This window comes from Methylobacterium sp. Leaf118, from assembly GCF_920984675.1.
Lineage (GTDB): Bacteria > Pseudomonadota > Alphaproteobacteria > Rhizobiales > Beijerinckiaceae > Methylobacterium.
In genome coordinates, this window is the sequence record NZ_CAKLBV010000048.1 from 1 (window position 1) to 14,923 (window position 14,923).

The following is a 14,923-nucleotide window of genomic DNA, read 5'->3' on the forward strand; positions in this document are numbered from 1 at the left end:
CGGCCCGAGCCCGCGACCTCCCCGCGATCCGGCGGCGTCAGGGCGCGTCCGCGCATCACCAGGACGAGCAGGATCGGCGTCCCGACCAGGGCCGTGGCCACCGCGGTCGAGAGGCCCGCCGAGAGGCCGAGCCCTGCCACCGCCCCGTCGGCCGCGATCAGGAGGCCGCCGCCGATGACGGCCGAGAGCGCCACGACCGGGCCGAGGCGGCGCTGGCCCGCCGCCCGCACAAGGTTCGGGGCGATGAGCCCGATGAAGCCGATTGGGCCCGCCACCGCCACCGCGAAGGCGGTGAGCGCGGTCGCGCTCACCACGCCCGCGAGGCGCAAGGGGACCACGGCGACGCCGATGCCCGCGGCGGCGTCCTCGCCCAAGGCCAGGGCATCGAGGCCGCGCACCAGAAATGGAATGGCGAGGAGCGGCGGCAGCAGCCACGGGGCGGCCTCGGCGAGGCCGTCGGCGCCGGATTGGTAGAGCGCGCCGCCGCTCCACAGGGCGAGCCCGGCGATGTTCTGCTCGAACAGAGCGAGGGCGACGGTGACGGCGGCGCCGAGCAACAGGGCGCAGGCCCCTCCGGCCAGCAGAAGGCGCAGCGGCGGCGCGCGCCAGCCCCCCGCCGCGGTGAGCGCCAGGGTCGCCGCGGCGAGGCCGCAGGCGAAGAGCAGTGGCGGGCCCGAGACGGCCGCGAGCGCCGGGATCGTCAGTCCCAGGAGGACGCCGATCTGCGCGCCGGCGGTGACGCCGAGGAGATCGGGCGCGGCGAGCGGGTTGCGCGTCACCGCCTGGAGCAGGGCGCCGGCCGCGCCGAAGGCCGCCCCCGCGGCGAGCCCGGCGAGCACCCGTGGCAGCCGCAATTCCCACAGCAGGAACCGGGCGGCCTCCGCCTCGACGGGGCCGGGGGCGGTGGCGAGCGCCTGAAACGTCGGCCAGAGGCGGGCCAGGGCCACCAGAGCGGCGAGGCCAGCCGCCAGGATCCCGAGTCGCGCGGCGGGAGGGAACCCGGGCCGCGCCGGCAGGGCGGCGGCGAGCGCGGTCACGAGCGGACTTCGCGGGGCCGCCGCTGCGCCGGAGCGAAGGCGGGCACGCAGAGCGGGGCGGCGGAATCCGGATGGTCCAGGCGCCACATCTCGACGCCGTAGACTTCGGCGAGGGGCGCCGGCCGCAGCACCGTCTCGGGCGGACCGTCATGGCAGATGCGACCCTCCCGCATCAGCAGCACCCGGTCGGCCAGCGCCGCCGCCTGATTGAGATCGTGCAGCACGCAGACGATGGTGATGCCGCGCGCGCGGTTGAGGGCTTTGAGCGCTGCGACCAGCTCGACCTGATGGCGCACGTCGAGCCAGGTGGTCGGCTCGTCGAGGAGCAGCACGCGGCATTGCTGGGCGAGCGCCATAGCGATCCAGGCGCGCTGGCGCTCGCCGCCGGAAAGCGCCGCCACTTCGCGCGCCGCGTGCGCGCGCAGGCCCGTGGCGTCGAGCGCGTCGAGGATGGCGGTGCGGTCGGCGCCCGACAGGCCGCCGATCAGCGGGCGGTGGGCATGGCGCCCATAGGCCGCCAGCTCGAACACGGTGAGCCCGGACGGCACCTCGTTGACCTGGGCCAGCATGGCGAGCGCCTGGGCGCGGGCGCGTCGCCGCAACCCGGCGAGCGGGCGCCCCTCGACGAGAACCTCGCCGCCCGCGAGGGGCTGCAACCCGGCCAGGGCGCGCAGCAGCGTCGACTTCCCGCAGCCGTTCGGCCCGCACAGGGCGGTGACGCCGCCGGCGGCGATCGCGACGTCGAGACCGTCGAGGACCCGCCGCGCCCCATAGGCGACGGCGAGGCCTCGGCCTTCGAGAACGGCCGCCCCGCTCATGCCCGCCGGCTCATGCGGCACGCGTCGTCCCGTGCGCCTCGGCCATGGCGACGACGACCTTACGGGGGCCCGCATAGGGCTCGCGCCCGTGCATGATCAGCATGTTGTCGAGCATCAGGACATCGCCGGCCTGCCAGGGGAAGGTCACCGTTTCGGCCGCCAGCACGGCGCGCACGGCGTCGAGCTCTTCGTCCGGGATCGGGCTCCCGTCGCCGAAATACACGTTGCGGGGGAGTTCGTCCTCCCCCACCGTGTCGAGGAGGACCTCGCGCTCCACCGCGTCCAGGGCGGAGACGTGGAACAGGTGGGCCTGGTTGAACCACACGTCCTCGCCGGTGCGGGGATGCCGAGCCACCGCCTGGCAGAGCTGGCTCGTGCGCAGCTCGCCGTCCTCCTTCCAGGTGAAGTCGATGGCATGGTCGCGGCAATAGGCTTCCACGGCGCCGCGGTCCTCGGTGTTGAACACCTTGCTCCACGGCAGATCGAGGCCGTTGCCGAAGTTGCGCACGTAGCGCAGGCCCCTCTGCGCGAACCGGTCCCGCAGGGCCGGATCGAGCCCGCGGTGGATCGCGCGGCTGTCGGCGAGCGGGGTCGCGCCGCCCTCCGGCGCGGCGGTGACGCAGTGGAACCAGATCCGCAACGGCCAGTCGCGGGTGTAGGATTGCTCGTTGTGGAGTGGGATCTCCCGGTGGGCCGGGTACTCGGTCGAGGAATAGACCCCGCCTTCGACCTTGCTGCGCGGCGTCGAGCCGAATTCGTAGGACAGGAGCGGATGGCCGAAGCCCGCCGCGAAGCCGCGGAACGCTTCGACGCTCGCGACCGTGTAGCCGCGCAGCAGCACGCCGCCGGCCGTGCCGAGCGCGTCGGCGATCTCGGACCCGCGATCTTCGATCACGGCGCTCAGCGGACCCGTGCCTTCGAGCACGACGGGAAGGGCGGACGCGGACATGGGCAGCCTCAGCGGTTGCGATGATGGGGCGGGGAGACGGAGGGGCGCGGTGTCATACCCAATCCGGTTGATCCCTTCGGGATGGCGGATTTGGGCTTCGCTCAAACGCCGCGCGGGCTTGCCTGATCCGGGCTCCGCTTTGATCAAGCAGAGCCCGGATCAGGCGGCCGGCCCGTCCATGGCCTCGCGCAGGCTGCGGGGACGCATGTCGGTCCAGACGGACTCGACGTGGGCGAGGCAGGCGGCCTTGTCGCCGCTGACCCCGACCCGGCGCCACCCCTCGGGCACCGGCTTGAAGTCGGGCCAGATCGAGTACTGTTCCTCGTCGTTCACCACGACGTGGAACAGGATGTCGTCCCTGTCGAAGCTCAACGGATCTCTCCCTGATGCGCCGCCGCGCCGCCGGCAGACGGACTCGCAGGGCGGTTCGGGGTGGGGACGAATGGCGCCCGGGGAAATTTAGCGCGCCGGACCCGCACCGATGAATTCCGTTGGGCTGTCAGTTTAGAACAAGTATCATCAAGCGCTGTGGCAATCATTCGGCCGGCGACCGGGTCCTGTATTGACGATCGACCGCTGCCGGCGTCTAACACCGGCCCTCCGCTCCGATGAGCGTCAGTCGAGAATCCCGATCCGCCATGCTGATCTCCGAAGCGACGGTTGCGCTCGCCGACCCCGAGCGCGTCGCCGCCGATCTGATCGATCACATGACCACCCACGACGTCGCCCATGATCGGCACGGGGCCCGCATCATCGTCCATCTCGGGGTCGGCACCGGCATCCTGGAGCCCGTGAACGGCAGGCTGCGGGTCCGGGTCGAAGCCGAAGACGAGGGCGGGCTCGAGATGCTGCGCTCGGTCATCGCCTCGAACATCATCGACTTCGCCGAGGGCGAGACCCCGGCCATCGTCTGGTCGGGCTACGATCCGACCAGCGCGACCTTCTCGAACTTCCGCGAGATGCGGCTTCTCTCCTCGGTCGCGCTGACGCCGCGGATGCGCCGTCTCACCTTCACCGGCCGCGACCTCGGTCGCTTCGCCTCGGCGGACGACCTGCATGTGCGGCTCTACCTGCCGCCGCCCGGCCTGGAGCGGCCCGAATGGCCCCGGCCCGGTCCGGACGGGCGCACGCTGTGGCCGGAGGCGGAGCGGCGCCCGGCCGTGCGCTACTACACGGTCCGCCGGGCCGCGGCCGAGCAGGTCGAGATCGACTTCGTGCTCCATGACGCGCCGGGGCCGGGGGCGCAGTTCGCCCTCACCGCCGAGCCCGGCACGCTCTGCGGCCTGGCCGGCCCCCTCGGCCGCGCCGCGCCGCCTGCCGCCTGGACCCTTCTCGCCGGCGACGAGACCGCGCTCCCCGCCATCGCCCGGATGCTCGAGGCCCTGCCGGCGGAGGCGCGGGGCGAGGTGCTTCTGGAGATGGACGAGGCGGAGGCGGCCTATCCCCTGTCCCCGCCGGAGGGCGTGCGGGTGCGCCGGCTGCGCCCTGCCGGCACCGGGGCCGCGAGCCCCCTGGTCGCGGCTTTGCGCGATCTCGACTGGCCGGACACGCCGGATCTGTTCGTCTGGGCCGGGTGCGAGTTCGCGGTGGCCCGCACGCTGCGGCGGCATCTGCGCGCCGAGCGCCGCCTCGACCGCGACCGCCACCTCGTGGTCGGCTACTGGGAGCGGGGGCAGGCGACGCGGAGCTAGGGATCCCCCGGGGATCGCATCCGGGACGTTTCTCTCTGACCTTGCGACGCGTCCGTGTTTCCCGCCCGCCGGCGGCCACCGCTCGCCACCACCTTCGGACGAGCGTCAGCGCCGGCTCTCGGTCGCCATGCGCAGGGCCAGCGCCGCCAGCACCGTCCCCATGACCCAGCGCTGCGCCGTCAGCCACACGGGGCGCCTCGCCAGGAAGGCGGCCACGGAGCCCGCCGCGAGGACGATCCCGACATTGACCGCGAGGCTCACCGCGATCTGAACCCCGCCGAGGATCAGGGACTGAGCCAGCACCCCGCCCCGCTCCGGCGCGATGAAGTGCGGCAGGAGCGAGAGGTACATCACCGCGATCTTCGGGTTCAGCAGGTTCGTGAGCAGCCCCATCGCGAAAAGCCGTCGCGGCCCGTCCGGGGCGAGCGGCCCCGTCTCGAAGGGCGAGCGCCCACCGGGACGCAACGCCTGCCAGGCCAAGACCAGCAGGTAGGCCGCCCCCGCCAGGCGCAGGGTGTCGTAGGCGAAGGGCACCGCGACGAGGAGCGCGGTGATCCCGAACGCCGCGCACAGGAGATAGACCAGGAAGCCCGCCGCCACGCCCGCGAGCGACACCAGCCCGGCGGCCCGCCCCTGCGCGATGGAGCGCGAGACGAGGTAGGCCATGTTCGGGCCGGGCGTCAGCACCAGGCCGAGCGACACCAGCGCGAAGGCGGCGAGGTGCGCGGCGTCGGGCATCGGCGGCGTCAGCGCGTCGGCGCCGGGTTGAACTGCGGGTCGAGCAAGCCGTCCACCGCCGCGGCGACATCGGTGCCGGCGGGGATGACGCCGGCCTGTTGCAGGGCGAGGCCCGCTGCGCGGATGCTGTCGGCCTGCGCCGGGCCGATCGCCGGCTGGGACAGATCCGTGCGCTCGATCTGCTTGGCGATGACCGCCTCGGGGAGCTTCGTCGCGTTCACGAGGGCGCTCTTGAGGGCGTCCGGATGGGCGACGGCGAAGGTCCGGGCCTGCTCATAGGCGGCGATGACGGTCTTCACCAGGTCCGGGTGCTCCTTGAGGAAGGCCTCGCGCACGTCGAGCACGCCCCAGGTGTTGGCGCTCGCATCCCGGTGGAACAGCACGGCGCCGCCCTCGACCTCCGAGGCCGCCATCATCGGATCGAGGCCGGCCCAGGCGTCCACGTCGCCGCGCTCCAGCGCCGTGCGTCCGTCCGGGTGCTGGAGCAGGACGAGCTTGGCGTCCTTCTCGGTCAGGCCCGCCGCCTGGAGCGCGCGGATCAGGAAGATGTGCGGATCGGTGCCGCGGGTCACCGCCACGCGCTTGCCCTTAAGGTCGGCGGGCCCGGTAATGCCGGTGTCCTTGCGGGTGACGAGCGCGGTCCATTCGGGGCGGGAATATGCGTAGACGACCTTGACCGGGTTGCCGTTGATCCGCGCCAGAAGGGCCGCCGCGCCCGCCGAGGAGCCGACATCGATGGCGCCGCCGTTGAGGAATTCCAGCGCCTTGTTGGAGCCGAGCGACTGCGTCCAGCGCACCTTGATGCCGCGCGGCTTCAGCGCCTCCTCGAGGAAGCCCTTCTCCTTCAGGACCAGGCTGACCGGATTGTAGGTCGCCCAGTCGAGCCGGATCTCGGCCGGGTCCGCCGCCCGCGCACCGGGAGCCGCCCACAGGCAGAGCGCGCCCGCGAGCGCGGACAGAAGGGTGCGGCGGTGGGGCATGCGGCTGTCTCCCTGGGACGTCGGGCCGGCTTCCGCCGGACGCTTGCCGAAGGGCTAAATCAGCGTCGTTCGTTTCGTCAAACAAAAAATTCGCGAAAGAGAACGGCTCGGTCGCCCATAACCGGCCGCTGCCCAAACCGACGCAACATGCTACGGGACGGCCATGTTCGATCCCGTTCCCATTCTGGAAAAGGTCGTCGAGGGTCTCGACCGCGACGCCCGCGAGCCGACCCGGCTGCGCGGCCTTCTCGTGCCCGAACTGAAGAAGGTGCTGGAGGCCGGTCATCGGGACGCCGAGCGCCTGCTCCTGAAGGAGCGCGACGGCGTCGCCTGCGCCCAGCGCCTGAGCCGGCTCACCGACGCGGTGGTGCGGGCGATCTACGACGCCGTGGTCTGGCGGCTCTACCCAAACGACAACCCCTCGACGGGCGAGCAGCTCGCCGTGGTGGCGACGGGAGGCTATGGCCGGGGCACGATGGCGCCGGGCTCGGACATCGATCTCCTGTTCCTGCTCCCCTACAAGCAGACCGCGTGGTCGGAGAGCGTCGTCGAGGCGATGCTCTATGTGCTGTGGGACCTCAAGCTGAAGGTCGGCCACGCCACCCGATCGGTGGAGGAATGCCTGCGCGAGGGCCGCGCCGACATGACGATCCGCACGGCGCTGCTCGAATCCCGCTTCCTGTTCGGCTCGCGCGCCCTGTTCGAGGAGATGGTGACGCGCTTCGACGCCGAGCTCGTCATCGGCTCGGCGGCCGAGTTCGTCGACGCCAAGCTGCGTGAGCGCGACGGGCGGGTCAGCAAGGCCGGCGCCTCCCGCTACCTCGTCGAGCCCAACGTCAAGGACGGCAAGGGAGGATTGCGCGATCTCAACACCCTGTTCTGGATCGCGAAATACACCTACCGGGTGCGCGATCCGGCCGAGCTGGTCCATGCCGGGCTGTTCACGGCGGACGAGTACCGGCTGTTCGAGCGGTGCGAGGAATTTTTGTGGCGGGTGCGCTGCCACCTGCATTTCGTGACCGGGCGGCCGGAAGAGCGCCTGTCCTTCGGACTCCAGCAGAAGATCGCCGAGCGCCTCGGTTTCGGCGCCCGCGGCGGGCTCTCGAGCGTCGAGCGCTTCATGAAGGCCTACTTCCTCGTCGCCAAGGATGTCGGCGACCTCACGGCCATCGTCTGCGCGGAACTCGAGGCGCGCCATGCCAAGCGCACCCCGGTGCTCGATCGCTGGATCGGCCGCTTCCGCGACCGGTTCCGGGCGACCTCCATCGAGGCGGAGGATTTCTGGATCGACAACGGCCGGGTCAACCTGCGGGGCGAGGACGCCTTCGAGCGCGATCCCGTCAACCTGATCCGCCTGTTCTGGCTTGCCGACCGGCACAACCTCCCGATCCATCCGGACGCGACCCGGCTCACCAAGCGCTCGCTGCGGCTCATTACCCATGCGGTGCGCACGGACCCGGAGGCCAACCGGCTCTTCCTCGACATCCTCACCTCGAAGAACGCGCCGGAGACGATCCTGCGCTCCATGAACGAGGCGGGCGTGCTCGGCCGGTTCATCCCGGATTTCGGGCGCATCGTCGCGATGATGCAGTTCAACATGTACCACCACTATACGGTGGACGAGCATCTCCTGCGCTCGATCGGCGTGCTCGCGGCGATCGATTCGGGCCGCGTGCGCGAGGAGCACCCGCTGGCCTCGCGCCTCGTCGACACGATCCATAACCGGCGCGCCCTCTACGTCGCGATCCTGCTCCACGACATCGCCAAGGGCCGGCCCGAGGACCACTCGATCGCCGGGGCGGTCATCGCCCGCAAGCTCGGGCCCCGTTTCGGCCTCAGCCAGGCCGAGACCGAGACGGTGGCCTGGCTCGTCGAGCACCATCTGCTGATGTCGATGACGGCCCAGAGCCGCGACCTCTCGGACGCCCGCACGATCGAGAAGTTCGCGAGCGTGGTGCAGAGCCTGGAGCGGCTGAAGCTGCTCGCGATCCTCACGGTGGCCGACATCAAGGCGGTCGGCCCCGGCGTCTGGACCGCCTGGAAGGGCACCTTGCTGCGCACGCTCTACGACGAGACCGAGGTGGTGCTCTCGGGCGGCCATTCCGAGATCGCCCGCACCGACCGGGTGAAGCTGATCCAGATGGCCCTGCGCGAGCAGCTGGCCGACTGGACCCCGGACTTCTTCGACACCTACGCCGCCCGCCACGGCCAGGCCTACTGGCTCAAGACCGACAGCACGCGCCACTACAAGAACGCCCGCTTCCTGCGCACCGTCGTCGAGGACGGCCGCACCAGCGCCACGACCTACGAGACCGATCCGGTGCGCGGCGTGACCGAGCTTACGGTCTATTCCCCCGACCATCCGCGGCTCCTCGCGATCATCACGGGCGCCTGCGCGACGACGGGCGGCAACATCGTCGATGCGCAGATCTTCACCACGAGCGACGGCTTCGCCCTCGACTCGATCTTCCTCTCCCGCGCCTTCGAGCGCGACGAGGACGAGCTGCGCCGCGCCAAGCGCATCGCCACCGCGATCGAGCGGGCGCTGAAGGGCGAGATCAAGATCGCCGAACTCGTCGCCGACAAGCACCCGAAGGAGCCGCCCAAGACCTTCCTGGTGCCCCCCGACGTGTCGATCGACAACGCCCTGTCGTCCCGCGAGACCGTGGTCGAGATCACCGGCCTCGACCGGCCGGGCCTGCTCTACGAACTGACGACGGCGCTGAACCGCCTGAACCTCAACATCACCTCCGCCCATGTGGCGACCTTCGGCGAGCGGGCGGTCGACGTGTTCTACGTGACCGACCTGACCGGCACCCGGGTGATGCAGCCCGACCGCCTCGCCATGATCCGCGCCGCCGTGATGGAGGTGTTCGCCAGCGACGTCGCCGCGCTCCGGGCCGAGGGGCTCGACGCGCTGGTCGATTCGCCGCCGCCGCGCGAACTGTGACGGTGCCGCGTCGAGAGGCCCGTGAGGCTTCCGGCCCCATGGGGCCTGCCGGCGGTGACCGGGCATGGGCGCGGCACGCCGCGATGCCAGGGCGCCCCGCGGACGCTTGATTTCGGGATTTCCCCGAATGATATCAGCGACGAATTCCCCGTCCCGAGACGAGAGCGCGACCAATCGCATGATGGCTGACGAGAGCGAGAACCCGAACCCGCCGAACGGCGCCGAGGCCGGCGGCGAGACGCCGCAACCGGCCTCGCATGCCGCGGGCCTCGATGCCGAGGCCCTGGCCGCGGCGATGGCCGAGCGCGACGAGTTCAAGGACCGGCTGCTGCGCACCCTCGCCGAGATGGAAAACCTGCGCCGCCGCACCGAGCGCGAGATCACCGACGCGCGCACCTACGCGGTGACGAACTTCGCCCGCGACATGCTCAACACGGCCGACAACATCCGCCGCGCCCTGGAGAGCGTGCCGGCCGATGCCCGCGCCGGCGCCGAGGGGGCGCTGAAGGGCCTGATCGAGGGGATCGAGCTGACCGAGCGGGATCTGGCCAAGACCCTGGAGCGCCACGGCGTGAAGGTGGTCGAGCCGCATGGGCAGCGCTTCGATCCCAACCGCCATCAGGCGATGTTCGAGGTGCCGAATCCCGAGGTTCCCAACGGCACCGTCGTGCAGGTCGTCCAGATCGGCTACGTCATCGGCGATCGCACCCTGCGCCCGGCTTTGGTCGGCGTCTCCAAGGGCGGTCCGAAGCCCGAGGCGAGCAAGGCGGCCGACGCCGCCTGAACGAAGCCCGGCGCCCCCCGTCGTCGGCCGTCCGCGCCGACGGACGATGTCGGAGGCCCCCGGGCCTCCGGGGATCGGGGGCGCCATTCCGACCCCGGATGCCGGGGCTCTGCACCGGCGCGCAGAGCCGGCCCTCTCCCGCCCGCGATTCGTCGTGGGGCGGTCGATCACGGGCCGGACCCCTGTGCCCTCCGGCCCGACCGCGACGCGGTGCTTCGGGGATACGGTCCGGCGGGGCCCAAGGGTCGAAGCGGCTGCGCGATGCTTCGACCCGCCCCGACTGAGAGCCAAACTCTCGACGGAACGGCGCGGCCTTGGGCCTGATGCGCCGATCCCGCCTGTGCGCCGGCAGTTCGGTCCAGCCGACCGGCCCATGGTGCCCCACAGCCCGGCCGGGACCGCGACATCCACAGAAAAATACGTAATCCTGCGGCGGATTGCCGCGGTATTTTGGGGGGAAGCGGCCTAGCCCGCTTTGGTCCCCTCGGACTGGTCCGGTCGCGCTGGGCCAACCGACTGGGGGGCGTCCAGGATGGTGCTGCTCAAGCCATTGAAACAGTTGGATATTTCAATCTAGTTCATCCGTATTCTTAACATTTGAAATATTGAATGGGCCCGAAACCGACGCGGTCTCTGGATGGAAGGGTCTTCCTCAAGCCTGCTGTTTCGGATGATTTCCATGTCTGCGATGCGATTGAATCGCTCGCGCAGCTGGATTTTTCTCGACATGCAACCGCGCATGTTCAACGATGATCACTTGCCCCGGTTCGAGGCTGAGCTTACCGTCAATCAAGTAAGCCCTTGAGAGCGAAGCCTGCACCATGGATACCACCGAACAGGATGCGGAAACTGCGCGTCTCATCACCTTGGCGGCAGATGTCGTCTCGGCCTATGTCAGCAACAACCACGTCCAGAGCGCCGAACTGCCTCGGCTGATCGGTGACGTGCACGAGGCGATCCGCTCGGTGACGTCGAGCGGCAAGCCGTCCGACAGTGGCCCGCCCAAGGCGACGCCGCAGGAAATCCGAAAGTCGGTCAGCCACGACTTCCTGACCTCGTTCGAGGACGGGAAGCCCTACAAGACCCTGCGCCGGCACCTGACCCTGCGCGGCCTCTCGCCGGAAGCCTACCGGGCCAAGTGGGGTCTCCCGAACGACTATCCGATGACCTCGGCGAGCTATTCCGAGCAGCGCTCGGAACTCGCTCGGGCGCTCGGCCTCGGCCAGCAGCGCCGCCGCGCCGCGGATCCCGTGGAGGAGCCCGAGCCCGTGGCCCCCGCCGCGGTCGAGGAGGCGGCGCCGGAGAAGAAGCGCCGCGCGCCCCGCCGCAAGAAGGAAGACTAAAGCCTCGTCTCGACAGCCGGTTTCCGGCTTGTCACGAAACGACGGTGCGGGACACGAACCCAAAGGATCGCCCTGGATACCGATCCAGGGCGATCCTCTTGGCGTGAAGGCGTGTCACAGCCACTTCTTCCAGCGGAAGAACACGTAAGGCAGCACGGCGGCCACCACCATCATGCAGACCGCGGCGGGGTAGCCGAGGCTCCATTTCAGCTCCGGCATCACCTCGAAGTTCATGCCGTAGATCGAGGCGATCAGGGTCGGGGGCATGAACACCACCGCCATGACCGAGAACAGCTTGATGATGTTGTTCTGCTCGAGATTCACGAGCCCGAGGGTCGCGTCGAGCAGGAACTGGATCTTCGAGGAGAGGAAGGTCGCGTGCTCCTCGAGCGATTGCAGATCGCGCAGGGTCGAGCGCACGTCCTCGCGCAGCTCGCGGGGCGCCTTCGAGGTCCGGTAGGTGGCGGAGAGGGAGAGCAGGATGCGCTCCATCGAGACGAGGCTCTCGCGCTGTTTCGAGATCAGGTCGCCCTGCCGGCCGAGCGCCCGCAGAGTGTCCTGAAGGGCGGTGTTGCGGGCCGAGGGGTCGTCCCGCTCCTCGAAGATCTTTCGCGAGAGGCGGTCGATCCGCTCGCCCTGCAACTGCAGCACGTCCGCGGCGCGGTCGATCACCGCTTCGATCAGACCGGCCAGGATCGTCTCGCCGGTGGTCGAGCGCGAGGGCCCGTTGCCGGTGGTGCGCCCGGCCCGCTGGGCATACATCCGGAAGGCCTGCGGCTCCTCGTAGCGCACCGTCACGAGGCGGTTGTCGCGCAGGATGAAGGTGATGCCGGCGAGCCCCGGCTCCTCGGAATCGCTGACCTTGGAGAGGACGCGGCCGGTCATGTAGCGGGCCCCCTCCTCCACGTAGAGAAGTTCGGAGGGCTCGATGTCCTTCATTTCCTCGCGGGTCGGCACCTGGATGCCCATGAAGGTCTCGACCTTCACATCCTCCTCCCGGGTCGGCCGGATCATGTCGAGCCAGACCGTGTCTTCGGGGATCGGGTCCTGCAATTCGAGGGGGCGGCGGTCCAGGAGGGGCTGCGCGCCGCCGGGAACCGGCTGGTGAATGAAGATCAAGGGCGGGACTCGGGGATGGGTGTCTAGTCGAGGGCGCCGGGCGGCGGCTCGCTCGCATCCGGCACGAAGAAGTCCGGCGCAAGGGGCACGCCCGCTGTGACGCGGTATTTTGAAAAGTCCGTGACGCCCTGTTCCGCCAAGACGCTGTCGTCGATGAAGAAGCGGCCCGTCACCGTGCGGGACGGCTTCAGGAACAGGGCATGGGCGGCGTCCGCCACGATCTCGGGCCGGCGGCTCGCCCGCATCAGGGCCTCGCCGCCGAGCAGGTTCTGAACGGCCGCCGTGGCGATGGTGGTGCGGGGCCACAGGGCGTTGACCGCGATGCCCTTAGGACGGAGTTCGCCCGCGAGCCCGAGCACGCAGAGCGACATGCCGAACTTCGCCATCGTGTAGGCGAGGTGCGGGGCAAACCAGCGCTCGGCCATGTCGAGGGGGGGCGACAGCATCAGGATGTGGGGATTGTCGGCCCGCTCCAGATGCGGGATCGCGTGTTTGCTGACGAGGAAGGTGCCGCGCGCGTTGATCTGATGCATCAGATCGAAGCGCTTCATCTCGGTCTGGGCCGTGGGCGTCAGCGAGATCGCGCTGGCGTTGTTCACGACGATGTCGATCCCACCGAATCGTTCGGCTGTCCGGTCGAGAGCGGCCTTCACCGACTCCTCGTCCCGCACATCCACGACCAGCGGCAGCGCCCTGCCCCCGGCCTGCGCGATCGCCGCGGCGGCCGTGTGGATCGTGCCCTCGAGCTTCGGATGCGGCGTGTCGGTCTTGGCCGCGATCGCCACATTGGCCCCGTCCCGGGCGGCGCGCAGGCCGATGGCGAGCCCGATGCCCCGCGAGGCGCCGGTGATGAACAGCGTCTTGCCCTTGAGGCTCAATGCCTGACTCATGCGTCCCTCGCGATCCGGAACCGCTCCGGCTGGCGGCCGTCGGCATCGGTGAAGCCGTAGCGTCGGGCCAGATCCCCGGCATGGAGGATCTGGCCGGCCCGGGCGAGCACCGCGGCATCGGCGGCCAGAGCCGCCAGCGCGCGTCCGGCGTAGAGCGGGGTCTCGGTGGCGAGCGCCTCCTGGCCGAGATCGCGCACCCGCTCGGTGGCGACGAAGCCCGGGGACAGGCCCAGCGCGCAGACGCCGTGGGGCTGCAGCTCCGCCGCGCAGGCCAGGGCGAGCCGGTTCGTCGTCGCCTTGGCGAGGTCGTAGTAGAGGTCGCCGAGATAATCCTCGGTACCGAAGGAGACGAAGGCGATCAGCCCGCCCCGTGCCGACACCATGGCGGGGGCGACCGCCCGGGCCAGCAGCAGTGCCGGGTAGGGGCCGGTGCCCATGAAACTCGCGAAAGGCTCGGCCGAGCGGCGCCAGAACGGGGTGCCCCAGGCGGCCCCGTCGGGATAGCGCTCGCCGTCATAGCCCTCGTTGCCGCCCCAGACGCTCGCCGCCGCCAGGTCGATCCGCCCGAAGCGGCGCAGGGCCCAATGGACGAGTTCGTCCACCTGCCGCTCGCTGGTGTGGTCGCAGAGGTAGTGGTGCCCCTCCCCGCCCGCGGCATCCACCGCCCGGGCCGTGTCCTCGATCGTCTCGGGGCGCGTCTCGGTGCGCCGTCCGGTCTCGGTGGAGCGGGCCGTGACGATCACGGTGGCGCCCGCCTCGCCGAGGCCTCGGGCCAGGCCCCGCCCGACGCCGCGGGAGGCGCCGGCGACGAGGCAGACCTTTCCCGCCAGCGGCCCCGTCACGGCTTGCGCGCGCCCGAGAGGAAGCGGGTGAAGGCGTCCCGCGCCTCGGGCGAGCGCAGCCGCGCCTCGAAGGCCTGGGCCTCCGCCTCGATGGCGTCTTCGACCTCCTGCTGATTCCCGCGCATCAGCCGGCGCGTCGCGGCGACCGCCTCCCGCGGCAGGGCGGCGAGGCGGGCGGCCTGCGCCAGCGCCTGCGCCTCCAGACCGTCGGAGGGGACCAGCGCGTTGGCGATGCCGAGGGAGACCGCCTCCTCCGCGTTGACGCTCTCCGACAGCAGAAGCAGGGCCGAGGCCCGCGCCAAGCCGATGCGGCGGGGCAGCAGGAGGCTGGCGGCGGCCTCCGGCACCAGGCCGAGTTCGACGAAGGGCATGCGGAAGCGGGCCTGGGGGCCGACGAAGACGAGGTCGCAATGCAGGGTCAGGGTGGTGCCGACGCCGACCGCGAGCCCGTCGATCGCCGCGACCAGGGGCGTGCGCGTGCGGGCGAGCTGCCGAATGAAATGCAGGGCCGGCATCTCGAAGAAGGAGCCGGCCCGGGAGGCCTCCACGAAGTCGGCCAGATCGTTGCCCGCGGTGAAGGCACCGGGGAGCCCGGCCAGCACCACCGCCCCGACCGACTCGGTCGCGTCCGCCTCGGCCAACACGCCGCGCACGGCGTCGTACATCGCCCCCGTCAGCGCGTTCTTCTTCTCGGGCCGGTTCAGCCGGATCAGGCGCACGCCGTCCGGACGATCCTCGATGGTGACGTGCCCGGTCATGGTGCGCTCCGCCAAGCTCCCCTC

At 70.8% G+C, this 14,923-nt stretch carries 14 protein-coding genes; 4 read left to right on the forward strand and 10 right to left on the reverse strand.

Annotation, left to right across the window (positions count from 1 at the left end; genetic code table 11):
• The 4 genes from LW587_RS17710 to LW587_RS17725 all read right to left on the reverse strand — a co-directional run.
• The coding region (locus LW587_RS17710) for an iron chelate uptake ABC transporter family permease subunit (protein ID WP_232630915.1) at positions 1 to 1,037 on the reverse strand (1,037 nt) is incomplete at its 3' end.
• Positions 1,034 to 1,855 (reverse strand): ABC transporter ATP-binding protein, encoded by an 822-nt coding sequence (locus tag LW587_RS17715; protein WP_232630916.1) that lies wholly within the window; start codon positions 1,853 to 1,855, stop codon positions 1,034 to 1,036. The genes LW587_RS17710 and LW587_RS17715, both read right to left, overlap by 4 nt.
• Positions 1,856 to 1,865: 10 nt before the next feature.
• On the reverse strand, positions 1,866 to 2,804 hold the full coding sequence (locus LW587_RS17720) for a TauD/TfdA family dioxygenase (protein WP_232630917.1): 939 nt from the start codon (positions 2,802 to 2,804) through the stop codon (positions 1,866 to 1,868).
• Positions 2,805 to 2,963: 159 nt separating this feature from the next.
• Complete coding sequence (locus LW587_RS17725; protein ID WP_232630918.1) at positions 2,964 to 3,176, reverse strand: MbtH family protein; 213 nt, start codon at positions 3,174 to 3,176, stop codon at positions 2,964 to 2,966.
• 266 nt (positions 3,177 to 3,442) lie between these two features.
• Between LW587_RS17725 and LW587_RS17730 the strand changes: the two genes are divergently transcribed.
• Positions 3,443 to 4,495: a siderophore-interacting protein gene (locus LW587_RS17730; protein WP_232630919.1), complete on the forward strand. Its 1,053-nt coding sequence runs from the start codon at positions 3,443 to 3,445 to the stop codon at positions 4,493 to 4,495.
• A gap of 105 nt (positions 4,496 to 4,600) precedes the next feature.
• Here the strand turns inward: LW587_RS17730 and LW587_RS17735 are convergent, their stop codons facing one another.
• Both LW587_RS17735 and LW587_RS17740 read right to left on the reverse strand, forming a co-directional pair.
• Entirely contained in the window at positions 4,601 to 5,233 is a 633-nt protein-coding gene (locus LW587_RS17735; protein WP_232630920.1) for a LysE family translocator, read from the reverse strand.
• An 8-nt stretch (positions 5,234 to 5,241) separates the two neighbouring features.
• The gene (locus tag LW587_RS17740) at positions 5,242 to 6,213 is read right to left on the reverse strand and encodes an aliphatic sulfonate ABC transporter substrate-binding protein (RefSeq protein ID WP_232630921.1); all 972 of its coding nucleotides are present in this window, start codon (positions 6,211 to 6,213) and stop codon (positions 5,242 to 5,244) included.
• A 163-nt stretch (positions 6,214 to 6,376) separates the two neighbouring features.
• On the opposite strand from LW587_RS17740, the gene LW587_RS17745 reads away from it, so the two are divergent.
• The 3 genes from LW587_RS17745 to LW587_RS17755 all read left to right on the forward strand — a co-directional run bounded on the left by LW587_RS17745 (position 6,377) and on the right by LW587_RS17755 (position 11,290).
• Positions 6,377 to 9,163: a [protein-PII] uridylyltransferase gene (locus LW587_RS17745; protein WP_232630922.1), complete on the forward strand. Its 2,787-nt coding sequence runs from the start codon at positions 6,377 to 6,379 to the stop codon at positions 9,161 to 9,163.
• Positions 9,164 to 9,341: 178 nt separating this feature from the next.
• Complete coding sequence (grpE, locus tag LW587_RS17750; protein ID WP_442919167.1) at positions 9,342 to 9,947, forward strand: nucleotide exchange factor GrpE; 606 nt, start codon at positions 9,342 to 9,344, stop codon at positions 9,945 to 9,947.
• A gap of 821 nt (positions 9,948 to 10,768) precedes the next feature.
• Positions 10,769 to 11,290 carry a MucR family transcriptional regulator gene (locus LW587_RS17755; RefSeq protein ID WP_232630923.1) on the forward strand — a complete coding sequence of 174 codons (522 nt, stop codon included), beginning with the start codon at positions 10,769 to 10,771 and terminating at the stop codon, positions 11,288 to 11,290.
• A gap of 114 nt (positions 11,291 to 11,404) precedes the next feature.
• On the opposite strand, the gene LW587_RS17760 is transcribed toward LW587_RS17755, so the two are convergent.
• Genes LW587_RS17760 through LW587_RS17775 form a run of 4 tightly spaced genes read right to left on the reverse strand, consistent with a single transcriptional unit; the run spans position 11,405 to position 14,899 of the window.
• Complete coding sequence (locus tag LW587_RS17760; protein WP_232630924.1) at positions 11,405 to 12,409, reverse strand: magnesium transporter CorA family protein; 1,005 nt, start codon at positions 12,407 to 12,409, stop codon at positions 11,405 to 11,407.
• 23 nt (positions 12,410 to 12,432) lie between these two features.
• Complete coding sequence (locus LW587_RS17765) at positions 12,433 to 13,299, reverse strand: SDR family oxidoreductase (protein ID WP_232630925.1); 867 nt, start codon at positions 13,297 to 13,299, stop codon at positions 12,433 to 12,435.
• Positions 13,296 to 14,141, reverse strand: coding sequence for an SDR family NAD(P)-dependent oxidoreductase (locus tag LW587_RS17770; protein WP_232630926.1), 846 nt, complete (start codon positions 14,139 to 14,141; stop codon positions 13,296 to 13,298). The genes LW587_RS17765 and LW587_RS17770 overlap by 4 nt, the downstream gene beginning before the upstream one ends.
• A complete protein-coding gene (locus LW587_RS17775; protein WP_232630944.1) occupies positions 14,138 to 14,899 on the reverse strand; it encodes an enoyl-CoA hydratase-related protein in 762 nt (253 codons plus the stop codon). Before LW587_RS17775 ends, LW587_RS17770 begins: the two co-directional genes overlap by 4 nt.
• Positions 14,900 to 14,923 lie beyond the last annotated feature (24 nt).

Bases quoted from the DNA above. Each gene is read 5' to 3' on its own strand.
- LW587_RS17730 (WP_232630919.1), top strand. From the start codon at position 3,443: ATGCTGATCTCCGAAGCGACGGTTGCGCTCGCCGACCCCGAGCGCGTC.
- LW587_RS17775 (WP_232630944.1), bottom strand. From the start codon at position 14,899: ATGACCGGGCACGTCACCATCGAGGATCGTCCGGACGGCGTGCGCCTG.
- LW587_RS17715 (WP_232630916.1), bottom strand. From the start codon at position 1,855: ATGAGCGGGGCGGCCGTTCTCGAAGGCCGAGGCCTCGCCGTCGCCTAT.
- LW587_RS17755 (WP_232630923.1), top strand. From the start codon at position 10,769: ATGGATACCACCGAACAGGATGCGGAAACTGCGCGTCTCATCACCTTG.
- LW587_RS17745 (WP_232630922.1), top strand. From the start codon at position 6,377: ATGTTCGATCCCGTTCCCATTCTGGAAAAGGTCGTCGAGGGTCTCGAC.
- LW587_RS17740 (WP_232630921.1), bottom strand. From the start codon at position 6,213: ATGCCCCACCGCCGCACCCTTCTGTCCGCGCTCGCGGGCGCGCTCTGC.
- LW587_RS17720 (WP_232630917.1), bottom strand. From the start codon at position 2,804: ATGTCCGCGTCCGCCCTTCCCGTCGTGCTCGAAGGCACGGGTCCGCTG.
- LW587_RS17735 (WP_232630920.1), bottom strand. From the start codon at position 5,233: ATGCCCGACGCCGCGCACCTCGCCGCCTTCGCGCTGGTGTCGCTCGGC.
- grpE (WP_442919167.1), top strand. From the start codon at position 9,342: ATGATGGCTGACGAGAGCGAGAACCCGAACCCGCCGAACGGCGCCGAG.
- LW587_RS17765 (WP_232630925.1), bottom strand. From the start codon at position 13,299: ATGAGTCAGGCATTGAGCCTCAAGGGCAAGACGCTGTTCATCACCGGC.